At 49.6% G+C, this 22,429-nt stretch carries 18 protein-coding genes and 3 pseudogenes; 1 reads left to right on the top strand and 20 read right to left on the bottom strand.

The features are described from left to right. Positions 1-76: 76 nt before the first annotated feature. The 6 genes and pseudogenes from BMX45_RS28825 to BMX45_RS32305 all read right to left on the bottom strand — a co-directional run. Positions 77-535 (bottom strand): hypothetical protein, encoded by a 459-nt coding sequence (locus tag BMX45_RS28825; protein WP_090914030.1) that lies wholly within the window; start codon positions 533-535, stop codon positions 77-79. Positions 536-892: 357 nt separating this feature from the next. Further along, on the bottom strand, positions 893-1,528 hold the full coding sequence (locus BMX45_RS28830) for a DUF4652 domain-containing protein (protein ID WP_090914032.1): 636 nt from the start codon (positions 1,526-1,528) through the stop codon (positions 893-895). Between the two features lie 276 nt (positions 1,529-1,804). After that, positions 1,805-2,039 (bottom strand): annotated as a pseudogene (locus BMX45_RS28835) (gamma-glutamyltransferase); the annotation flags it as partial. A gap of 110 nt (positions 2,040-2,149) precedes the next feature. Continuing rightward, complete coding sequence (locus BMX45_RS32045; protein ID WP_254778348.1) at positions 2,150-2,326, bottom strand: sensor histidine kinase; 177 nt, start codon at positions 2,324-2,326, stop codon at positions 2,150-2,152. Beyond that, positions 2,312-2,831, bottom strand: a pseudogene (locus tag BMX45_RS32050) (M1 family aminopeptidase); the annotation flags it as partial. The pseudogene BMX45_RS32050 and the gene BMX45_RS32045, both read right to left, overlap by 15 nt. Then, a pseudogene (locus BMX45_RS32305) lies at positions 2,818-2,966 on the bottom strand (bacitracin ABC transporter ATP-binding protein); the annotation flags it as partial. The pseudogenes BMX45_RS32305 and BMX45_RS32050, both read right to left, overlap by 14 nt. Positions 2,967-3,148: 182 nt before the next feature. Between BMX45_RS32305 and glsA the strand changes: the two are divergent. After that, positions 3,149-4,090, top strand: a complete 942-nt coding sequence (gene glsA, locus BMX45_RS28855; RefSeq protein WP_090914036.1) for a glutaminase A — start codon at positions 3,149-3,151, stop codon at positions 4,088-4,090. A 105-nt stretch (positions 4,091-4,195) separates the two neighbouring features. Here glsA and BMX45_RS28860 read toward each other — a convergent pair whose 3' ends face one another. The 14 genes from BMX45_RS28860 to BMX45_RS28925 form a co-directional block, all read right to left on the bottom strand. Further along, positions 4,196-4,873: a serine/threonine protein kinase gene (locus BMX45_RS28860; RefSeq protein WP_090914038.1), complete on the bottom strand. Its 678-nt coding sequence runs from the start codon at positions 4,871-4,873 to the stop codon at positions 4,196-4,198. Between the two features lie 158 nt (positions 4,874-5,031). Next, positions 5,032-8,760, bottom strand: a complete 3,729-nt coding sequence (locus BMX45_RS28865) for a non-ribosomal peptide synthetase family protein (protein WP_254778341.1) — start codon at positions 8,758-8,760, stop codon at positions 5,032-5,034. A 46-nt stretch (positions 8,761-8,806) separates the two neighbouring features. Next, positions 8,807-10,579 carry a methyl-accepting chemotaxis protein gene (locus tag BMX45_RS28870; protein ID WP_090914042.1) on the bottom strand — a complete coding sequence of 591 codons (1,773 nt, stop codon included), beginning with the start codon at positions 10,577-10,579 and terminating at the stop codon, positions 8,807-8,809. Positions 10,580-11,068: 489 nt separating this feature from the next. Then, positions 11,069-11,401, bottom strand: coding sequence for a thioredoxin family protein (locus BMX45_RS28875; RefSeq protein ID WP_090914044.1), 333 nt, complete (start codon positions 11,399-11,401; stop codon positions 11,069-11,071). Between the two features lie 39 nt (positions 11,402-11,440). After that, positions 11,441-11,779, bottom strand: a complete 339-nt coding sequence (gene ytxJ, locus BMX45_RS28880; protein WP_090914046.1) for a bacillithiol system redox-active protein YtxJ — start codon at positions 11,777-11,779, stop codon at positions 11,441-11,443. 123 nt (positions 11,780-11,902) lie between these two features. Beyond that, positions 11,903-13,522, bottom strand: a complete 1,620-nt coding sequence (locus BMX45_RS28885; RefSeq protein WP_090914048.1) for a histidine kinase N-terminal 7TM domain-containing diguanylate cyclase — start codon at positions 13,520-13,522, stop codon at positions 11,903-11,905. 278 nt (positions 13,523-13,800) lie between these two features. Continuing rightward, positions 13,801-14,532, bottom strand: coding sequence for a class I SAM-dependent methyltransferase (locus BMX45_RS28890; protein WP_090914050.1), 732 nt, complete (start codon positions 14,530-14,532; stop codon positions 13,801-13,803). 87 nt (positions 14,533-14,619) lie between these two features. Next, positions 14,620-15,507, bottom strand: coding sequence for a YwqG family protein (locus BMX45_RS28895; protein ID WP_090914051.1), 888 nt, complete (start codon positions 15,505-15,507; stop codon positions 14,620-14,622). A gap of 190 nt (positions 15,508-15,697) precedes the next feature. Further along, positions 15,698-16,033: a hypothetical protein gene (locus BMX45_RS28900; RefSeq protein WP_254778343.1), complete on the bottom strand. Its 336-nt coding sequence runs from the start codon at positions 16,031-16,033 to the stop codon at positions 15,698-15,700. A 395-nt stretch (positions 16,034-16,428) separates the two neighbouring features. After that, positions 16,429-18,717 (bottom strand): 5-methyltetrahydropteroyltriglutamate--homocysteine S-methyltransferase, encoded by a 2,289-nt coding sequence (metE, locus tag BMX45_RS28905; RefSeq protein WP_090914052.1) that lies wholly within the window; start codon positions 18,715-18,717, stop codon positions 16,429-16,431. A gap of 258 nt (positions 18,718-18,975) precedes the next feature. Beyond that, a complete protein-coding gene (locus BMX45_RS28910) occupies positions 18,976-19,563 on the bottom strand; it encodes a biliverdin-producing heme oxygenase (protein WP_090914054.1) in 588 nt (195 codons plus the stop codon). Between the two features lie 184 nt (positions 19,564-19,747). Beyond that, a complete protein-coding gene (locus BMX45_RS28915) occupies positions 19,748-20,404 on the bottom strand; it encodes a GAP family protein (RefSeq protein WP_090914056.1) in 657 nt (218 codons plus the stop codon). Beyond that, positions 20,401-21,180: a MerR family transcriptional regulator gene (locus tag BMX45_RS28920; RefSeq protein WP_090914058.1), complete on the bottom strand. Its 780-nt coding sequence runs from the start codon at positions 21,178-21,180 to the stop codon at positions 20,401-20,403. Before BMX45_RS28920 ends, BMX45_RS28915 begins: the two co-directional genes overlap by 4 nt. A 146-nt stretch (positions 21,181-21,326) precedes the next feature. Then, positions 21,327-22,421, bottom strand: coding sequence for a GerAB/ArcD/ProY family transporter (locus BMX45_RS28925; RefSeq protein WP_090914060.1), 1,095 nt, complete (start codon positions 22,419-22,421; stop codon positions 21,327-21,329). Positions 22,422-22,429 lie beyond the last annotated feature (8 nt).

The raw sequence follows: 22,429 nt of genomic DNA on the forward strand, positions 1-22,429 counted from the left end.
AGAACATAACCCCATTGCTCATAAAGGAGCGATGGGGTTATTTCATTGACGTTTCAGCCGGTGTGACGTACTCTCTTCACTGCATCGTATATTTTGCTTGTACGGATGGTAGTATCGTAGCCATCTGGATCATCAACCCAAGCATGGCATAAACCAGGTGTATGAAGGAAACGGAATCCAGGATATACACCTGAACCATAATCCAGATAATTAACTCAAAACCCGAATATAAAGAAAAGCTCCAAGACCAATGCTTTTCTTTGAAAATATTGAATCGTTGAGCTGCGTCCCACTCCCACTTTAGAATCAGTCCGGAAGCCGTGATCACAGGCAGGATGCCAAACACGCAAAATAAAAGAATGCCTGGAATTAAATAATCAGGAAAGAAAGAGTCCTGCAATAATGAGCTGGGCATCCCCATGAGTTCACCACTAGGATCCGTTATAAGCATCGTTCCCCCTGCCAACGCGCCGATCGCCAAGAATGCTTGAAGGACAATCAATGCATGGGATCGCTTCCCTTTGATATTGACCATTTCCTAACATGCCTCAATTCTCTTTAAGATTCGAAGGTCGCCTACATCGAATCTATCCCCTCTTCTCTAATTAAGAAATCATATTTGTCACAATGCCATGGCAGCTGGACCAAGACTCAGAGAATAAAAAGCCTGACTACTCAGGCTAAAGTGATATTGCTTATAGAAGCGCAAGTCCGTGATTCATTAAACGATGCACAGTTACGAGGCTCGCTGTTAGCTTGAAAACTCCAAAAATTGCAATAGCACTCGGCAATGGTTATGTAATCATTGCCCAGTCAGATGGTTTATATCGAAGGAAGATATGGAACACACATAGTTTATTCTCCTCGCATACCCGGGGACACCCGCCGCGGATTAGTTCAGCAGTTCCTGTATCGATACGTCAAAGGAAGACGTGTCTTTCACTTCCAAAAATTGTTCGTCATACGTTTCGACCGTCAACCGCACCTCACCCTCATTCACCGTAATCCCGGAGATATGGCGGGATCCGTCAATCGCATACTTCTCCTCAAGCTTACCGCTCTCCAGGGAGTAGACCAGTAGCTGCTGCGTGGATGGAATGGTTCCGTACGTGTTGCCGATCGAAATCAGCAAATGGACATCGTCCAGCCACAACACCCGGTTAGGGGATTTTCCGTCCGGAAAGTTGTCTGAGGGCAACATCTTGGTATGTCGCTGTTCCGGCCATTCATACAGCCATATTTCTCCTTGCAATTCGAATTCGAACGGGGCGATATAGATCAATTTCTTACCGTCCGGTGAAATCACCGGTTTGGAAGGAAATTGTTCCTTCGAGCTGATAACGGTATCCGTATCTTCGCTGCGTATCGTGATTTCCGGGTGAGTTTCATCAAAATGAACATTGTCTCCATAAGTTAAGACATCGCCTCCCGGAGCTGAAGGCTCCGAAGGTCGATCAGCGCATCCGGCGATCAGGACAGCTGTAACCCAAAATGCCAGAACAAGGAATAAGTGTCGTTTGCGAAGCATGAGTCCCTCCTATATTACAAAAAATGGTATGTACATTCCATGAGGTTATTATAAAACAAAAGCCATCGGCTGAGGTTACGATAATATGAGTTTCCGGTTTCAGAATTGAAACGCTGATAACGGTAGTTACATAGCAAGGCAATATGAAAAAGCCGCTGGACGTTCTCCGGCGGCCGCGTCCATACGGATCATGATATCATGTTCACATTAGTACCGTTACCAAGCTGCCACGAAACTGTCCGTTCTGGACTCGCTCCCGCCGCAATGAACGCCGGTCGACTCGTCCAGGGAAAACTCAAACCCGCGATTCAGGAGCGCAATGCCGGTACCTGGCACGACAAGTCCTGACCCGAATCCCGTATAATTGCTCTGAATGAACGAGACCATGTTGCCATCGCCGCCCGCAGCCGCAAGTTACACCGTTCCGCTCCCTTTGGGACGGCCAGCCGAAGGCATTTTCCGCTTCTTCGCCGATGAGGCGGCGACGCAGCTCGCTGTATTCCTCCGTCAACTCCGGGTTATTCCCGGCCGTGAGGGATTTGACGAGCCGCGGGATACCTTGGCCATCGTCCGCATAACGACCAACCCGATACCTATCTGGAAGGATAGCCTTTGTCGTCTCTATGCTAGGCGAAGCTTGATTTCCGCTATCGTGCCTTGGCCAACCTCGCTGCGAACCTTAATCTCCCCGCCATGGGCGATGACGATATCATGCGTAATTGCCATGCCAAGCCCCGATCCCTTATGGAGCAATCGGTAGCGGCTCTCCCTGAAGGGCCTTATGATGATACGGCTCATCGTTTCGTAGGGCAAATCTGGAATTTGGGTTAAGGCCGATTGATACAGGAATTGAAACTGGTCATGCATATAGGCGGTTTTCTCATCCTCTGTCAGCCGGTATTCAGGCTTCAGCACAAAACCCGGCTGATATAGCGCAGCGGCCATTTCGTTTCGCGCCTCATTTCCGAGCACGTCGTCTATCGTTTGGAGCAGCTCCTCAATCGTAGCATTTTAGTAGACATAACGTTTGAAATATTCCCTCATCATGGGGTCAAACATCTCTTCGCCCACGGAACGATACAATTGGTAGATCGCTTGGCGGCCTTTAATGCACGATAGCGGCAGCGCTAAAGGCCGAACTGATTTTGTTTGCCCCCTCCGCAACGGACTGTATCGCCGTATCATATTTCAATGAAACAAAAGTGAAGTAAATGACGATACTAAAAATCATCGAGACGAAATACAAATAGTAATTCGCGAGATTTTTGCGGATGTTTTTTCTGGCAATGCTAAACACTGTCATCATGTTCACCCCAAGCTGCGGCCAGCACTTCGAGTATTTGATCAAAAATACCTTGCGCTATTGGTCTTCTTGATGAAGCTCCTGGTACAGCCGGCCGTCTTTTATGAAAATGACGCGTTTGCAGAAGCTTGCCGCATGTGTTTTGCCTGTAATATAGTTGTCATATGGCTTCTCCTTCAAGTCGTCGTTTGTTAAGCACCGATGTAATTATAGAAGGCGAACCTTACACGATTTTTATACGAACCTTACATAAAGCTCAACTAAACAGCAGTAACGACTCGGACTCATCAATATGTATCCATGGAGGGGTATAAACGATGACATCTCCCGACCTCGAAGCCATCCGGCAGCGGCTGCCGGGCTGGCTGAAAGCAAGCTCGCCATGCTCAGGCAGAGGCAAAGTCGCCTCTTACATTCCCGAACTGTCCAAAGCTCCACATGATGCCTTGGGCATTACCCTTCTAAGCGCTCAGGGAGAATCCGTCACAGCCGGGGACTGCGGGCTTCGTTTTACGATGCAAAGCATCTCCAAAGTATTCACGCTGATCCTGGCACTGATGGACAACGGAGAGGAAACCGTTTTTGGCAAGGTTGGCATGGAGCCGACCGGAGACAACTTCAATTCCATGCTGAAGCTGGAGCTGGTTCGGCCCGGCATTCCCTTCAATCCGATGATTAATGCAGGCGCGATTACCGTGTCTTCCTTGATTCGCGGAAACAGCCCGTATGAGAAGTCAAGCAGAATTCTTCAGTTTCTTAAAGAGCTATCGGGGAACGTCGACTTGGATTATGATATGGGCGTTTACCGCTCGGAATCGGATACCGGAAATTTAAATCGTTCCATAGCGTTCTTCTTGAAAGAAAACGGGGTTCTCAGCGGAGATGTTGAAGAAGTGTTGGAGGTATACTTCAGGCACTGCTCCATTGTTGTGGATTGTGCCGATTTAGCCCGGATGGGCTTGGTTCTGGCCTGCAGCGGATTGGATCCGCTAACCGGCAAAACGCTCATTCCTCGCAGGTATGTTCAAATCGCCAAGACGTTCATGACGACATGCGGGATGTACAACGCGTCGGGCGAATTTGCCATTCAGGTAGGATTGCCGGCCAAAAGCGGCGTTTCAGGAGGCATATTAACATTAGTACCGGGACGTTACGGCATCGGCGTGATAGGCCCGGCACTGAATGATAAAGGGAACAGTTATGCCGGCGTGCATCTCCTGCAAACCCTATCCAGGGAGATGGACTGGAGTATGTTCTAAGTAAAAATCCCCCTAAAGCAAGAGCATATGCTTAAGGGGGATTATAAGGAAGATTCTGACTCTCTTCGGTCAAGCCGTCCTGCCATCTTCGTATGAATCCAACTGCTATTTTCTGAAAAACAATCTGCCGATCCGATCCGCAAACTCCTGCATGTTCACGCTGGATGGATCAAGACGGTAATATCCGTTCTTCACGGCTTCCAATACCCAAAGCGGCAGCTTCTTGCCTTCAAGCAGCGGATATACATTGTCGTAAGCCCACATGAGATGCTCCCATCGCTTGTCGTTGCCATCCTGAACATACTCGGATACATCGAGCACCTTCCCTCTGCCATCCTGCAGCAGTACATTCTTCAAATGAATGTCACGCGGGTTCAAGCCCCTGCTCCGCACGAAGGAGCGTGCTGCTTCGACATCCTCTATGACCTGCCTAGGAACGGGCACACCGTAGAGCAGGCAATCGTACAAGGTTAATCCGGATTCATGGCTGATTGCCACATAACGCTCGCCTTCCCCATAAAATACAGGAAAATATGGACTGCCCATCAGCTCTTGATAGACCTTGATCTCCGCTTCCTTCTTGGGCAGCGCCTCCACAGCATACAATTTATAAGCATATGCCGGCATAGGTTCATAGACGAATACCGCAGCATCCGTGCCGATTCCGACGCAGCGCAGGTCATCCGATTCGCCTTCAATCGTTACCGGATCGTTGGTGCCGTTCTTGATCACTTCCATACAAGCCAGCGCGGTTTCTGCCTGCTTCCATTGTTCGTTATGCATGGGCCACCTCATTTGGTGATTATGGACTTGAATCAGTATGATCGTACCATAATCGAGCCCTAAAAACATCTTTGCCGCCTTGAAGTGCCGTACGCACAAAAAATTGCAAAAAAACCGCGAAAGCATTCGCGGTTTCTTGCTTGCTAATCTGAATATCGTTACTCAGGCTTCACGAAGTATCCGATGCCAGCGGCATAATCCATCATCTTTTCAAAAAACGGCTTGTCCGGCAAAGCGCATTTCACGCCCGTGTTGCGGAGGAATTCCGAAGTTTGCGGACAAGTATACCGGTAAACGGAATTCTTCGCCCCGTCGCCTTCAAACTGTGCCATGGCCAGCTCCAGGCCTTCCTTGTTCTTCGGCTGCTGCGGATCCAATAACCATGTCTCGTATTCCTTCCAGTCCATCAAGGAAATGTCATATCCATAATCTTTAAAATGCTCCACCATATCCTCGTAAGGAATGGCAACCGGATTGCAGATATGGAATACTCGGCCGACGGTCTCTTGCTGAAGCAGCAGCGCAGTAATCGCTTCCCCCGCATAGTTAATCGGCGTAATATCCACTTGCCACTTCACGCTTGGCGCTTTCTTCAACAGCACCATCGCTTTCAGCATGCGATAAAACGCGTTGTTGTCTATGTTCTTCTGAAACATTCCGTTCTCGGAGTGACAGGACAAATTGCCGACCCGGTATATCGCTGCCGGAATGCCTCGTTCCTTACCGGCTTTGATAACCAGCTTCTCGGCTTCCAGCTTGCTGTTCGTATAGACATTCTCGATAGAAGACGCCTCGTAGCCCGTTCCGGCAACGATCGCCTCCCATTGGCCGCTCAGCGCCAGGTCCTCCGGAATGCCAAGCGTAGATATAAAATGGAAGCGGGTATTAGGTTTCTTTTGGGCCAAAGCTAGTAGTCTGTCCGTGCTCTCAACATTAACTCGGGCAAAATAGCCGGTATCCCCGAAATGCTTCACCTCAGCTCCGCAATGGATGATAGAATCGATGCGAGCTTCGATCATGGCAAGGTCTTCGGCCCCAAGCCCCAAAGACTCCTGCTCCAAGTCGCCCTGAATCGCGATCACCCGCTTGTCCATTCGAGACTTTATGTCTTCGCCAAAATATCCCGTCATGACCTGCTCCAGGCGGACATACGGCTCCATCAGCTTTGACGGCCGAACCAGGCAATATACGGTTGCGGTGGATTGATACAGCAGTTCGTGCAGCAAATGAGATCCCAAATACCCCGTTGCGCCGGTTAGCAAAATATGCTGCTGGGCATACACCGCTTGTTCCGAAGCACGATTGATAGGAAAAGAAATCGGATACTCCGCCAAATCCTGAATCGGCAGATCCCGTTCCTCCAATGGATCGACCAGGATATCCTGGCTGCCTAATTCCGCAACTCTCTCCGCTAGTTTCGCTATGGTTGGAAATACAAAGAAATCATTGATCTTCAACTGCGGATATCGAGGCTTAAGGAGGACCAGAATCTCCAGGATTTTCAGCGAATAGCCGCCGATATCGAAGAAATCGTTGTGGATGCCGATTTTGGTCTGTCCCAACGCTTTTTCCCAGGCTGCGGCGATATCCCGTTGGGTATCGTTAACCGGGGCTTCGTATGGGGAGTTATCCTCTTCCGCCTCCATCGACAGGTCGTATATAGCCAGCTTCTTGCGGTCTATTTTACCCGTCGGGGACAACGGCATTTCTTCCACGAAACCGATGTATTTAGGAACCATGTAACTCGGCACTTTCCGGCTTAAGAATTGTACCAATTCCTTGGCGGGGACGGCCTGTCCATCATGTGACGTGTAGAATGCCGCCAGCACTTTGCTTCCGTCCTCATCCGTTCTCGGAATGACCGCGATATCCTTCACGCATTCATGCTTTGCCAGATTGTCCTCGATCTCCCCGATCTCAATCCGGAAGCCTCTGATTTTCACCTGTGAATCTTTTCTTCCCCGGTATTCCACCTGCCCGTTCGGCAGCAAGCGTACCAAGTCGCCCGAACGGTAGAACTGTTTGCCTGATTCGGGCGTTATCGGATCCGGAATGAAGGCTTCCTTGGTCTTCTCGGGCTGATTCAAATATCCCTTGGCGACGCCTACCGAGCAGATGAGCAATTCCCCCGTTACGCAAGTCGGACATAATTCATCATGTTCGTTTACGATATACAATTCATAGTTGGCAAAAGGCGTACCGATATACACGGTGGCCAGATCCTCCGAAATCGGATAATCCACGATATGCCCTGTTGCTACGACGGTCGTTTCGGTAGGGCCGTATAGGTTCACGATTGGAATCGGAAGCTTCTTCCGGAACATGCGAACGGTTTCTCCCGCCAAAGCTTCCCCGCCGACCACGATCGATTTGATGTTACTGTATTTGTGCGTGTCCTCCATTGGCAAATACGCTGCCAATTGATTGAAGAACACCGTAGGCAATATCGCGACGCGCGTTGCGTTGGTGTCTGCCACCGCTTCCGTAAAGGCGTCTATGGAGAAGCGCTGCTCATCCGATAGTAGATGCAGACGCGAGCCGCAAGCCAGTGAGCTGAATATATCGTAGACGGAAGCATCAAAGCTGAAGGTGGAATATTGAAGAATAATATCCTGTTCGCTCATCTGCAAATTCTCCCGATTGGCCAGTGCCAGATTCACGACGCCTTGATGGGCGATCAATGCGCCCTTCGGTTTGCCTGTAGAACCGGACGTATAAATAATGTAGGCCAGATCATCGCCTGACACGCTCACGCCGCAAGCTTCTGCCGGATAGGAATTGACATGGTCATCGAGACAGAAATATTCCGGTTTGGTTTGAACTTGGGCCAATAGTCCATTCAGTTTCGCCGTGAAATCCGGATGCGTCAGAATGATGTTTGATGCCGTATCCTCGATAATATAGGCATTTCGTTCATCCGGATGGGAAGGATCCAGCGGGATATAGGCTCCCCCGGCTTTGAGGACGCCGAGCATGCTGATAATCGTATCGAGGCTTCTCTTCATGAATATCGAGACGAACTGGCCTTTACGCAGCCCCTTGTCTATGAGCATCTGGGAAATTTGGTTCGACTGCCTGTCAAGCTGTTCGTACGTGATCTGCTCCTGGCTGGAAGATAATGCAATTCGCTTCGGATATTTCTCCACAACCGCAGCGAACATCGCCACAAGCGTCGGATCTTCCGGAAGCTCCATCTTCGTGTCGTTGAGGATTGCGTAGGCATTCCGGTCCTCTTCCGTCAGCATAGGCAGACGGCTAACCGGCATCTCCTGATGTTCAAGAGCGGCTGCCGCAAGCAGCTCGAAATGCCTGCTGAATTTTTCAATCGTTTCTTCTTTGAACAATGGCTGGGCATAGGAAACGCAAAGTGTCCATTGATCCCCTTCCTCCTCCTGAACGACCCAGTTCAGCCCGCTTTCACCGTAGGCATAGCCGTTGCCGTTCCGGCCGTAAATCGTCCGCAGATGGAGCGGTTGACCGATAATACCTTCGATGTCAGAAAGGGAAAGGCGGCTTGCCTCAATTTGCTCCATCTTGGCCGAAATTTGCTCATACAAACGAGCAAATGAATCATCTTCGCTTATGCTGACTCTTAGCGGAAGCAGATTGCCCTTCTCGTTGTTCACGCCGATCAGCAAATCCGAATCATGCGTCATGCGGTGCAGAAACACCGCATAGCTTGTCAGCATCCATGGCTTGATGTTATACGTTTCGCGGAACCGCTGGATTTTACCGGTTTCGATACGAAGGGGAATCGCCATGCGATCGAAATCTTGATGCTGAAGATGCGCTGGACCATCGGTGTACAGATAGAATCCCGGTAAAGGTAGCTGCAGTTCATTCAACCAATATTCTTTGCCTTGTTCGATCATCAACGTAGTATTCAAAGGTTTCAGCTCCATCTTTTTCTATGCTTTTTCTATTCCGTCGTCATTACACTCGCAGTCTGTTTACGAGGGCCTCCAGTTCGGCGGATACCTGATTGATCTGCTCGGCAGATTCGAAGATTTTGGCGAAGGAGGCCTGCTGCTCCTGGGCACTGATCCGGATCTCGCCCGACACGGTCGAGTTCTTCTCTGCGAGCTCAGCCAGTTGTTTAATCGCAGCGGTGATCTGTTCGGTCTCGGCCACCATCTGCTGGGTTGCTGCAGACACCTCTTGAATTTGGCTGGTTACCGTATCCGTGGCCACCAGCATGCCTTTGAACAGCTCACCGGTTTCTTTGACAACCTCCATCCCCTTGGCGACGTTGTGTTCGCCTTCGCTGATGGCTTCTACCGCGGATGCCGTCTCATCCTGGATGTAACGAACCAATTCAATGATTTGGTCTGCCGATTTTCTCGATTCCTCCGAGAGCTTCTTCACTTCGCTGGCAACGACGGCAAAACCTCGTCCCTCTTCGCCCGCTCTGGCCGCCTCGATTCCTGCATTGAGCGATAACAAATTCGTCTGAGAAGCAATTTCGGTAATAACCTGTACGATCTGTCCGATCTCATGGGAGCGGTTCTGCAGCTTTTCGATGATATGCACCGAATTTTTGACCGAATTGTCAATCGAATTCATCTGCTCGATCACCTGTTCCACATTGTGGTTCCCTCGTTCCGACTGCGCCTTCATCTGGATGGATATTTCGGATAAATCCGATGTATTGCCGGCAATCGTCGATACGCCGGATGAGATCTCCTCAAGCGACACCACGCTTTCCGTTATCGAAGTGCTCTGGACAGCGACCCGATCGGACATTTCCTCCATGTTCTTGGCAATCGCCGAAGAATTGTTATTGTTGATTTCCACGGCCGAGAAGAGGAACTTGGACTGCTCAGCGGATTGCTCCGACACCGATTTGATCGTGGTAACAAGCTCATTGATATGATTCACCGTCGTATTGAACTTGGCATTGACCTGCCCGAGCTCATCATCGCCTGCTTTTAACTGAACCGTGAAATCGCCTTTGCTCAGCTTGTCCAGCGCTCCCATTAAAGCCTGAATCGGGGCGAATGTGCGTCTAATCGTGAAGTACTGCAGGGCCAATACGATCAGCAGGGTGATCAACAGCGCAAAAAGCGTGTTGGTGAGCAGTTCCTGCTTCCCGGAGGCGATCAAGCTGGCATCCACGTCGATGCCCATGTAAGCGAAAATTTCTCCGTTCGAATTCTGGAAGGGATGCAGCACGGTGATCCACGTCCCGTAATTGTCTGTATACGCTTTGGTATAAACGATTTTTTTCGTTTTCATCATTTCACGGACCGCGTCGGCATGAATTTTCGGCTGTTCATATAGGTCGCCCAGATTCAAATTCTCTTCGGCAAACATGTCGAGCACCGCCGTAGGCATGGCGATAATCGAGGTCTTGTTGCCGTCCTCCAGCTCAGGTCCAAAAATATATCCTTGCGCGATGTTAGGATACGTAATGGACAGCTCATCAAACGTGCCGGTTAGCTTCTTCTGGATGTCCGAATTCCGGTCGGTGGAACCTTTAACCGCTTCAGCATCTTGTACGGATACGGACTTGACCAAAGTATCCATGATTTTCCCCGAATCGGATTGCAGCTGCTTGGTCAGCACGTTGTCCTGGATATAAAAGCTTGCACCAATGACGATGGCGCCCGTGATCATGATATAGAGACTCGTCCATATCATGTTTCTTGTCACAATGCTAAGATTTTTGAAACGCATACCTTTAGAGAACGTTTTTGTCTTACTCACTCGGTGTCTCTCCTTTGATAACTCATATGTATTTTCATCTATAACAGCGATCCCTTTTAACTCACTTTTCGCATCACCTACTTTCCTGGACACAATGAAAATTTCAGGGATTTTTCGTAATACATGACCGTTTTCAAAAATGTTCAGATGTAAAGAAGCGCATTCTCCCTCCGTTATGATTCTGGTAAAGGGTTATTTCTCGAAAACGTCTTGTTAAGCGAAGCGGGGGAACAACGATGCATTTGCTATACATGGTTCCATTAACCTTACAACTTTTGTACTATTAATAGATCGGCTATTCCATGTCGATTTTTAATACTTTAGTAATATCCGAGTGCAACTAAGTCCAGGTTTTCGACAATTATTCGAACTTTCATCCGAAGGGATCGCGTAGAGCAGCATCACAAAATATACGCAAAAAGGCGACATTCCGGTAAGTCAGAAGACTTTGGAATATCGCCTAATCCATTCATTGCATGAAAAAGAGGCCTAGTTAACGAAATTCATGATTTGATTTAATTTTCGCTCTAACTCCCCGAACTGTACGAATCGATCTTCCCTCACAAGCTCTTTGCCCTCGACGAATAGGAGGAGCGCTGGTGCGGTAAATATCAAAAATCTCGAAGCGATTTCCCCTACCGCTTCGGCCTGGATACGGCCCAACGAGATACGCGGGAACTGTGTTAACAGCTCTCTAAGTTTGGGTAATATCGCATGGCATACGCTGCAATCTTCCCGGGATACATATAAAAAACTGAAGGTGTGATCTTCAATAAATCGTTCGATCGCCTCGATGGATGTCAGTTCTTCCAGATCTTTCATGATGAACACCTTGCTTTCCGTCGACATGCAGGCTGTTGTTCAGTCCAGAACGGCTGTGATGTGCTCCGTTGTTACCGCCCAATGGGAAGCCGTCCAGTACTTCGCTTGGTCCTTGACGTAGATGATTTGCGGCGATTCATGCTTCACGTTCAAATCCTCGGCGATTTTATTCGAAACCGGACGGGATTCGATGACTTTGACCAAGGTGTAATCCACATCGCCGTTTGGCGTCTTTTTCAAATAAGATTCAAACTCTGCCAAAGCGTTGGCGCTAACCGGGCATGTCGTGCTGTGTTTCAAAATGACCTGACCGCGTTCGGAGGATTTTCTCAGAATGTGTTCCCATTCTTCCAGTGTCGTGATTTCATTCCATAACATATGATTTTCTCCCCTTAGATGTGATATATCGCACTGCATTCATTATACAACCAATAGCTATTATACACATAGATTCCGCTATTTTTCATATGAAGTTCAATTGAACCTGAGTTTAAGCTGGTTTTACTCCTCATCCGACACCCGTATCGTGTTACGACCGGAGCGTTTGGCTTCGTATAGTGCGCCATCCGCCTGCTTCATTACCTTCTTTAATTCAGTATCCCACCAAGCTTCTTCTGCTTCCGCATCGACTGCGCCGTTATGGGATCTTGTCTTCACCGCGGCAACGCCGAAGCTGGCTGTAATCATCATCGGTCCTTGCGGCGTAGTCATCGGCTGCGCGAGCAGCTTGGCACGGATCCGCTCCGCAGCGGCTGTTGCCTCCGCAGTCGAGAGGCCGGGCATGGCAACAGCGAACTCTTCGCCGCCATATCGTGCGAACAAGTCCTCAGCCCGCAGTGTCTTCCGTGTTAATTCGACGATGTGCTGCAGGGCTTGGTCGCCAATATCGTGGCCGTAAACATCGTTGATCCGTTTGAAATGGTCGATATCGAACAGCAGGAAAGCGAGCGGCTCATGATTCCGAACCGCCTGATTCAGAAGGGCGTAACTGAGTTTCATAAAGTGCGAGCGGTTATAGATTCGGGTCAAACCATCGTAGTAGGCCATCTGCCGCAGCTCCTCCTGAAGACGCGCCTTATCGGTCACGTCGATCAGGACGATTAATCGTCCGGCCTCTTGTCCTCTCTGGTTGCGAACGGTAGAAGACCTGATCTGATAATGAAGCGAATGGTTACCTAATTGCCAGCGAATCTCTTCAATGTCCGCTTCCCCAGTCTCCGGACCTTCCCGTTCCTCCATACCGAAAATGGGTTCTGCGGTGTGAAGCTGCCACATCGCATGTAGCGGTTCTCCAATGGCCGAAGGACTCAGCTCCGGCATCATGGTTGCCGCAGCCGGATTGAAGTCAACCAAACGGTTGTCCAGATCCAATACAAGAACGCCCTCCCGCATGCTCGAAAAGAGATTATCCCTCGCAATCGGCGCCACATGAAACAAACCCTTGGATGTCAATGCCCAGAGATAAAGGGCCGAGGTCAACGTCATGATGACGGGGATCGGATCCATACCATCGGGCGTGAGTCCGCCAAGATAGAGAAAATCGCCGATAAGGGGCAGGACAAGGCCAACCAGCATCGTGCCCAGCTGAAAGCGGTAGGATGGCATCTTGCGCCAGCTGCGAAGCAGCAGTACGACCCCGCCTATCAAGCAGGCGAAAGTGTAGGCGCCTTGAATGATATACCAGGGTCCGGCTACGATATCCACCTTCAAAGCAGAAACGTCCGGCCGTAATAGGATATCCCGATAATATAGATGATGTCTTTCGTTGGTCATAACAAGCAGCAGGGTTACGACCGGTATGACAAACATTGAAATCAGCAGACCGGGTCTCAAATATCGTTCCATGCCCAAATAAGTCAGAATGATCAATAAATTAAGGGGCGGCAAGAACGGCATCCCCAGATATTCAAACTTGATCCAGAACTGAATCTCTTGAAGCGAACGGCTGGACAATTCGAGTGCAGCACCGAATGTATAAATCGCGGCCAGCATGCTGAAGATGAAGAAGGTTTTTACCGTTGCAAGCTTCGAGCGTCCTGACAGCACGTAAAGACCCATGATAATGTTCAGTACGCCTGCCGTGACGATCAGCGTAATAACAGCGGAGTAAGGTGTTCCCATTATGTAGGCTCCAAATCTGCGTGTGGTGAATCGGCCATGATCACCGATCGAATCTTATTCCGATCGTACCATAGTACACCTATCGGAACAATGTTCCATCTGTTGGAAGCTTGATCCCCGTACTAGTAAAACGGTTTGCTCTTCTGCGCATTTATGCCGAAATGAAAGCAAAAAGAACTGCGATGTTCGCAGTTCCCCTTTTAACGTATGTTAGTTGTTTTGGTGGGAGTTGGTTCAATCCCCCACTAACTGCGCCATTTGCGATGTAATCCATTATATTATTTTGATTTCCGTGCCTTCACAATCAAGAAATGAGGATTCGTCATTAACCGATCATACCATTTTGCCATCCAGGCCTCCGCCTCCGGCTTGTCTTTATGCTCTAAGCTCGGCTGCGGCTCGACCATCTCTTCGATGCTGAAACAGGAGGAAGTCACGTTGATGATTTCTTGCATCGGTCTGCGATAGAAAGCGACCTCGACGGGACCGGACTCCGGTTTGTTCCAAATCTCCGTCAGCAACTCTCGGGCAAAGTAGTCTTGCCGGTCAAAATGTTTAAAATCCATGAAGGGATGATGCACGGAGAAAATCAAGCGGCCTCCGGGATTCAGCACCCGCTGAAATTCGCGAAAGGTTGGCTGCCAATCCTTAATGTAATGAAGCGTCAATGAACTTACGATGTAATCAAAAGCTTCATCAGCAAATGGCAGGGCCTCGGTCAGATCGCATGCAGCGATGGTCGCTTCACTGCCCACTCGCCTTTTGCAGGCTTCAATCATCGACGGGCTCAGATCGATCGCCGTTACCCTAGCCCCCCGTTGAATCAATTGCTCCGTATACCACCCGGCGGCACATCCGGCATCCAATACGGTCATCCGCTCCATGCTCTTCGGCAGCATCCGGAGCATGGCCGGCCTCTCGTAAAAGGCATTGTGCCCGCTCTGTGAATCCACATGCCGTTCGTAATCCCCAGCCAGTTTGTCGTATGCCTTCAAAACCTTCTCCTTCATGGTTCCATAACCTCCATATGTGCCTGCTGTATTCCTGCACTTCAACCATCGCTGCCTTAAAATATTGCTCACTCGCTTAATTGACGATCAGCTTGAGTACAGGGAGCAATACGTGCGATCGAAATGGTTGGCCAGCAGATCTTCTTTTCGAATGAAAAATTGCAGTTCTCCAGCATCCCACCAGCAAAAACCGACATCGTCGTCCGAATCGACAGCCAGCAGCAGCACCGTATCCTGAATTTCCTGCTGCGCGCGTTCCGCGCTGCCGCCGCAATGCTTGGTGATCTGCTGCATGGCCGCATCCATAGAGTAATTGTACTCCGAGCCGGTTAACAGCATGAGCGCAGCCTCAAACTCGCAGTCGCCGTGCTGGGTAGAAGGGTAGCCAAAGATGGTCCCGATATCGCCGGAGTCCAGGCCCGTCAATTGAAAGCACAACTCCTCGTATGATTCATAGTCATGCTCGTCATCCTCGATGAGCTCATCATCCACATAACCGTAATTAGGCGGCTCCAGCGTGGCTCGGGCTTCCACACGGTAGCCGGTGAACACCTCATCTAACGCGGTTTCCTCGGGAGCGCGTCGGCGAACCGCTGCCAAACCCGTCCCCTCGGGAAGATAGAGCACTCGGTGCTCAATGTTATAGGCGGGTTCATCCACGCCAACGAAGAAATACAGCATTCCGCTTGTCGGCAGCGATCTAGTGGCGTCCTGAGCTGCCACATCCTTCAATTGCAGCTGTGCCAGAAACGTCATCGGTGTTCCCTCCGAATTGAGGGGCCACTCCACCTCTTCGGGAAGATCCGGGTCACCGCCAAACCGTGAGTTCTTTGACTCGGCGTAATCCTCCAGCTTCTTTTTGGATAGTCTTACGCCTTGCCGCGTATGCTCCATTAAATACTCTGCGGCATGTTCGAATTGATGCTCCTTGATGATATTCTGCATTTTGCTCAAATTTTGATCGGTTAGCTTCATCGTCCGGTTCCTCATCTTTTCATAAAATTTAATCTGCCATAATTACGAAATCGCCCTAATCGGAAGTCCCTTGTTATCCTTCCTTAAAGAGATCTTGAATGATCGACTTATCATAGCCATTGGTGATCCTGTAGGTCCAGGAATATTTCTTATGTATGCCTCTATGCGGAGAAATCCGGACGATATCCGGTTACGTATAATGGATTAGATAGTGCTTGTATTCGACATCAATCCAGATCCAGTAATCCGTTCCTCTTGGGTATTGCTCGATCCTTTGTAACTTCGCATCAGCGAAGCTGTTCAAGATCCGTTCAATGGTTGCCGGATCGGTAATTTTTAGTCGCTCCGCATCGTGAGAGCTGTCCCTTTTCTCAATGACTATCTGATCTATCTTCTGTGTGTCGTGAATCTGATCGCCCATTAACTCCTTGTAGGACGTTCTCGATTGAACTAAAGAAAAGGCCACTCCCGACAAAATGATCAACGCCACGATTGCAAAAAAAATTCGCCATGACCTGTCACTCATCGCGATACCGCCTTGATTTCCTTTTCTTACTCACTTTTATCATATCCCCCTCCACTAATGAACGTTAATGGTGCGTCACTCTCATAATATAAACCCCATCAACCATGGTTTAGTTGCCGGATAATTTAACATCTGTGGGTTTGATCTGTCAATCCTCTCTACAAAAGAATGCCGAATCTCTAAATGTCCTCCGGAATCCATGAAAAAAGCGGCAGACCGAACGCCTAACCGTTCATTCTGCCGCAACCACCGCACAAAAAAAGCCGCACAAGGTGCGGCTTCTCCGAAATTCATATCCTGTTAAATCCATTAAACCAGTGCGACGAGTAACCACCCGAAACGTCCAAAGTCATATCGACCTCAATCAAACCGCCGAAAGTTTGAATCTGCGGCTGCTACACGTTCAGCGAATAGGAGGAACGGGCGATTTCCGTGGCTTGAACCATGTTACGAAGGGAAGCAACCGTTTCTTCCTTGCCGCGCGTCTTGAGACCGCAGTCCGGATTGATCCAGAACAGCTTCGGATCCAATACGCGCAGTGCCCGTTCGATCATGCTGGTCATCTCTTCCACGCGAGGCACCCGCGGACTGTGGATATCGTATACCCCGAGCCCAATCCCCAGTTTATACGTATTCACCTCGAAGCTATGGATCAGCTCGCCATGGCTGCGCGAGGTTTCGATCGAGATGACGTCGGCATCCATCGCCTCGATCGAATCGATCATGTCATGGAACTCGCAATAACACATATGCGTGTGAATTTGCGTGGTCGGCTGCACCGTGCAGGTCGTCATGCGGAAGGCTTTTACAGCCCATGCGAGATACTCGGCTTGATCTTCTTCCTTCAGTGGCAGCCCTTCGCGCACTGCGGGCTCGTCAACTTGAATCATCCCGATGCCAGCCTGCTCGAGCGCCTCGACTTCCTGTCTGAGGGCATAAGCCAATTGGTACGCAATCTGTTCCCTTGAGATATCCTCGCGTACGAACGACCAGTTCATGATCGTGATCGGCCCGGTCAGCATTCCTTTCACGGGACGACTCGTCTTCGACTGTGCATAATTTGTTTCTTCTACCGTCATCGGCTGCTCGAATGCCACATCGCCAAAAATAACAGGAGGCTTCACGCATCGGGAACCGTAAGACTGCACCCATCCAAACTGGGTGAAAGCAAATCCTCCAAGCTTCTCTCCGAAAAACTCCACCATATCCGTTCTTTCAAACTCGCCGTGCACCAGCACATCCAGACCGATCTCTTCCTGAAGCTTGATCCAAATATCGATCTGCTCCTGAATGAATTGCTCGTACTGCTCGTTATTCCACTCCCCCTTGCGCCAAGCCTGGCGAGCCTTGCGCACCTCGGCTGACTGCGGGAAGCTGCCGATGGTCGTCGTCGGGAATATGGGCAGCTGCCACTTATTTTGTTGGGCGACATGACGCTCACCGAATGGAAGGCTGCGAGCCGGATTCTGAGCGCTAACCTCGGCTACAGCTCGCTGAACGTCGAGTCGATTACGCTCTTCCGACTGTTTAAGCGCCTGAAGCGCAAAATCGTTATGTTCCAGTTCATTCGCGATTCGGGCAGCTCCCGTGGAGATGGCTTTTGTGAGCAGATCCAATTCAATCAGCTTCTCGTCTGCAAATGCGAGAGCGTCCTTTAATTCAGGCTGCAATTTCGTTTCCTTGCTTACCGTCACCGGTACATGGAGCAAGCTGCACGAAGACTGCACGATCAAGCGCTCGGCGGCCACATATTTCGTCAGCTCCTCCAATTGCGACAGCTTCTCTCGAAGCGATGCCTTCCAGATTCCGCGTCCGTCGATGATCCCCGCACCCAAAACCTTGTTCGCCGGAAATCCGGATTGTTGGATGGCTTGCAGATTACCTTTGTATCCGTGCACCAGGTCAAGGCCGATGCCGCTAACCGGCAGCTGGATGATGTCCTGGTAGTTTTCCACCGATTCGAAGTAGGTTTGCAGCATGATGTTGAGGCCGGGTGCCGAAGCCGCAAACGTTTCATAGATGGTGTTTAATCGCTCCAAATCGGCTTCGCTTAATTTCGTAACCAGGATCGGCTCGTCGATCTGTACCCATTGAACGCCTTCGTGTGCGAGCTCCCGAAGGATCTGAACGTACAGCGGCAGCAATTTATCAAGCCAGGCATCCGTTTCCGAGGCTTGGTAGCCTTTGGACAACTTCAAGAAGGTGAGCGGACCGACAATGACCGGCTTGCCTTCAATGCCGAGCTTCTCTTTGGCCTCCCGATAGGCTGCAAGCGGCCTATTCTCGGTAAGAACCGGAACAGCTCCGTCCAATTCCGGCACGATGTAGTGATAATTGGTGTTAAACCACTTGGTCATTTCACTTGCTGTAGCATCCTTCGTGCCGCGTGCAATCCCATAGTATACAGACAATGGAACAATGCCGCCCTTATATGGGAACCGCTTGGGTACGATGCCGAACATGGTAGCCGTGTCCAGGATATGATCGTAATAACTAAAATCATTGACGGCGATCAGATCAATTCCGCTCTCTTGCTGCTTGCGCAAATGATTCAACCGAATCTCCCGCAGCTGCTCGTGAAACTCCGATTCTTCGAGCTTGCCCGCCCAGAACGCTTCTAAAGCTTTCTTCCATTCCCGATCAGCGCCAATACGCGGATATCCCAGTACACTGCTTTTTGCCATCTATGTAACACTCCTATACAAATTGTTACAAGAAAGATATCACGTATTGCCCGGTATAGTGTAACTCAAATAAGCTATATCTAGTTATAGCCTGCGGCTATAGCGAGAGAACTGTTATGATGAATGAAGACCCTCCTTCAAGCGCTTGTCATATGAATGATCTGAAAAAAAACCAACACAAAAAACCGCGTTACTACGCGGTTTCTCATGACGGACTTCCATGCGATTCTATTATTTGAAATAAGATGACTGTAATGTCTATGCCGAATCTCGGATCCAAGCATCCAGCAAACGGAACGTTTCCTTCGCCGAATCGATGATTTCATCGGAATCCTTCAAGCCGCTCGACAGCATCGCTTCCCGGAATTCGGTCCATCTTGGCTTAGTCTCTTGACCGTATGCGTGAAAATAGCGAATGCCTGACTCGGGACTCACGGGCAAGAACTTCATCAGTTGTTTCGTGATGACTTGGCCACCGAGTGTGGACCCCTCTATCACATAGAGATACCCCCATATTTGCGCAGGCGTGCCCAGCTCGGGCAGCCGGCTGCACAGCGGAAGCTGATTTATTTCATCCTGAGTCATATCCAGATGTTTCAGATCTTCTTCCAAAAGTTTCGACTTCATCCGAATCGACATATCCAATCCTATATCGTTCACGGCATCATCTGCCATAAACTTCGTTTCGGCCGGTTTAATGAATCCGTAAAACTTCGCTAAATACGATCGATATTGATCAAGCGTCAGGGTCTGGTCGAATGCAGCTTTCGCGTAAGGATTCTGTTCGATTTGTTCATGCTGCGGTGCCGTCTCTTCTCTTAACCGTTCTAAAATCCGCGTGCTCAATGGATAACCCCCTATCATCTTTCGAGCTGTGTTGCTGGATCAAAGCACATCTTCAGCAAACCATAAACCGAGGTGCCCGACGGTCGATGAACCCTGCGATAAATATATCATAACGAGATTCATATGAATACATAGCAGGCTCCTCGGTTTCGAAAGCCGGGAACGAAAAGAACGAGAGCGATCATTATAGGTTGTCTATGCTGTTCAGCACCAATATCAGTCCCGCAATGCACAAAACCCATGAAAGCACCGATCCGGAGCTCTGGGCGATCTTCAGCCGCAGCTTCTCCAGCGGACGCTGCATCATGCGGCCAAATGCAAGGCGTGCAACAAGCAATAGGAGCGGAGGAAGCACCATGATCACATTATACGCAGCCAGGACGGGTACCCATTGAACCGGTGTTAGTTGGGCCGATGTCATGAGACCGATCGCCGCAAAATAGGGCAGTGCCGTTGCCACCTCCAGCAGGGACGTGGTGAAGCCAAGCCCGATCATCGCCCCGAGGCTTTTGGATCTTGGACGTCGCGGTTCCGTCGTCTTTTTCGTCGGGACAAAAAAACTGGCAGCAAACAAAACGCTGCCGGTAACAGCCATAACCCAACTTACCGTTCGATTCTGAAAAATGCCTGTTACGCCCCGAAGAACAGCATCCAAACCGAGCATCAGTGCGGCACCAACCAAGAAATAAAAGCCTGCCACCGTGAACAAATAGACCCATAATCGGGTGATCAACCGATCCCGCTCCGTCAACAGCAAATAGACCGTTACGCCGAGCGTGGCGGGGCTCAAGGTATCCAAGAGCGACAACGCACCTACGGAGAGCAGCAGTTCCGTTGTCATGATGTCTCCCCCTCTTCGTCTAGTTTTTCTACCACTCTTGCAGCATAGATATTAAATGCCAGCTCCATAAACTGAAGAAGCTCTTCCTCAATGGGGTACAAGCCCATCTGCTCGGACTGCGCAGGAGATTTGCGGATCTCCCACAATTTATCCACGAAGGGGTCTTCGCCTTCAAAATGCTCCCGGCGTTTTTCATCCATGCGCCTGATGATCCTCTGTACTTCAGGAGAACCGGGTCCGTTCTCCATGCGCTTTTTAAGCTGTCCCAGCAGAGCGATCCATTCAAGCGAATCCGGATCTGTGCTGTTCATATTCGGGAGGAGGTCCAACAGCTCTTCTTCGCGCCTCTCAAACATTTGTTGTCGGAACGCATGCTTTAATGAGGGGTCTCTTCCTGAGAGATGGATCAGCTTCTGAATCACATCCCAGCTTGTCTCCCCTTCCACGGCGATGCTATGCAGGACGGCGCGGAGCGCGGATTCCATTTGGTTCAGCTTGTTTTGTTCATTCTTCACGAAGTCCAACTGGTTCATCAAACTGGATGACCAGTTCCATTCCGGGTTCGAAATCATATCCGAAATTTCCTGCAAGCTGAAGCCCAGTTTCTTCAGAAACTGAATTTGCTGCAGCTTCTTTAGCTCCTCCTCGCTGTATATCCGGTGTTTACCCGGAGTCTTGGCAGCCGGAATCAGCAGGCCGATCTGATCATAATAGCGAAGCGTTCTTACCGTAATGCCCGTCTGTTTGGACAATTCTTGAATGGGAATCGATTTCATCACCTGCTTTCTTAAGTTCTCCGGTAACTCCACTATACAAGATGACGCAACGTCACTTTCAAGTCATTTTCAAAAAAAATCATGTCCATGCAGATAAAAAACAAAAAAAGCCCCGGCTTTTGGGCTTTTTCCATACGATGCTGGTTTCATTTCAATCTGAGGATTTTCGTTCGCGTTATCCCGACCAGATAGAGGACGATGGGAATCACGATCAAGTGGAGGAGCGCATAGCTTGACCACACGTTCTGAATGATATCGGCGACATAAACGGTGTTGATGTATGTATTCCAGGCCACGATGGCAAACAGCACGGACAACGGATAGATTAACGAATTCTGGTCCTTCAGTCCGAACACGGTTTTCATGCCTTGAAGAATCGAAAGATACAGCAGAGAAATCTTGATAAAAAAAGTCAGGATCCACAGCGTAATCAATATGCCTTCGACACGTTGAAAGAAGTTTCCTAAATTAATCGTCTTCGCAAGGGCATACGCCGGAAACGTGCTGTTCTCCGTCTGTTCAATCCCCAAAACTAGCACGCTGAGCAGGACGGTAATGCTAAGCACGAGCCCGCCTGAAGCGGATCCCTGCATCAATGCCCTCTCCCCTTTTTTCCCTCCATTAACCAAGGGCAGGAATACCATCAGTACAATCAGCTCCTGGAACATAGAAGAATGGAATCCGGCCTTAACTACGGGCATCCAGCCTTCCTCCAGCATCGGCTTGATATGGTTCCAATCGATCTGGGGTATAAGCGAGAGGACAAGGACCATAAACAGAAATACGATCCACGGAAACATCAATTCACCGACGCGGGCCAACAGAATGATACCCATTCTGGCGCACATGACGGCTGCTATTAAGAACAAGATTTGAATGGCCTCGATCGGGGTTTCCGGCATGATTTCACTGCTCAGAAAAAAGCCCAGGTTGCCAAGTAAAGTACCTGTAAGAATCAAAAAATAAAACAAATAGATCAGCGAGAGGAGCTTGCCCAGCAGCTTCCCGAGCACCTTCTCGTGGATCTCGAAGATCGATTGGCCGGGATAGAGACGCGAAATGGCTATATACAGCACGACCATGAGGAGGTTAATGAGCAAACTGAAGAGAGAGGCCATCCACGCATCTTCCCGAGCAGTATGCGCTAATCCGGAAGGCGTAACCAGGATCGAGGTACCGATGGTCAAACCGAAGGCCAGTATATAAAATTGCCGTGGTGCGATATCCTTGTATTTAATCACGTATTACC

Source organism: Paenibacillus sp. cl141a (assembly GCF_900109305.1).
GTDB lineage: Bacteria > Bacillota > Bacilli > Paenibacillales > Paenibacillaceae > Paenibacillus_AQ > Paenibacillus_AQ lautus_A.

What these genes read in the sequence shown, in the direction of transcription:
- BMX45_RS28890 (WP_090914050.1), bottom strand. Translation starts at nt 14,532, where the DNA reads ATGAAGGAGAAGGTTTTGAAGGCATACGACAAACTGGCTGGGGATTAC.
- BMX45_RS28825 (WP_090914030.1), bottom strand. Translation starts at nt 535, where the DNA reads ATGGTCAATATCAAAGGGAAGCGATCCCATGCATTGATTGTCCTTCAA.
- ytxJ (WP_090914046.1), bottom strand. Translation starts at nt 11,779, where the DNA reads ATGTTATGGAATGAAATCACGACACTGGAAGAATGGGAACACATTCTG.
- BMX45_RS32045 (WP_254778348.1), bottom strand. Translation starts at nt 2,326, where the DNA reads ATGAGCCGTATCATCATAAGGCCCTTCAGGGAGAGCCGCTACCGATTG.
- BMX45_RS28860 (WP_090914038.1), bottom strand. Translation starts at nt 4,873, where the DNA reads ATGCATAACGAACAATGGAAGCAGGCAGAAACCGCGCTGGCTTGTATG.
- BMX45_RS28920 (WP_090914058.1), bottom strand. Translation starts at nt 21,180, where the DNA reads ATGAAATCGATTCCCATTCAAGAATTGTCCAAACAGACGGGCATTACG.
- BMX45_RS28885 (WP_090914048.1), bottom strand. Translation starts at nt 13,522, where the DNA reads ATGGGAACACCTTACTCCGCTGTTATTACGCTGATCGTCACGGCAGGC.
- BMX45_RS28900 (WP_254778343.1), bottom strand. Translation starts at nt 16,033, where the DNA reads ATGAGTGACAGGTCATGGCGAATTTTTTTTGCAATCGTGGCGTTGATC.
- metE (WP_090914052.1), bottom strand. Translation starts at nt 18,717, where the DNA reads ATGGCAAAAAGCAGTGTACTGGGATATCCGCGTATTGGCGCTGATCGG.
- glsA (WP_090914036.1), top strand. Translation starts at nt 3,149, where the DNA reads ATGACATCTCCCGACCTCGAAGCCATCCGGCAGCGGCTGCCGGGCTGG.
- BMX45_RS28915 (WP_090914056.1), bottom strand. Translation starts at nt 20,404, where the DNA reads ATGACAACGGAACTGCTGCTCTCCGTAGGTGCGTTGTCGCTCTTGGAT.
- BMX45_RS28875 (WP_090914044.1), bottom strand. Translation starts at nt 11,401, where the DNA reads ATGAAAGATCTGGAAGAACTGACATCCATCGAGGCGATCGAACGATTT.
- BMX45_RS28830 (WP_090914032.1), bottom strand. Translation starts at nt 1,528, where the DNA reads ATGCTTCGCAAACGACACTTATTCCTTGTTCTGGCATTTTGGGTTACA.
- BMX45_RS28895 (WP_090914051.1), bottom strand. Translation starts at nt 15,507, where the DNA reads ATGAAGCTAACCGATCAAAATTTGAGCAAAATGCAGAATATCATCAAG.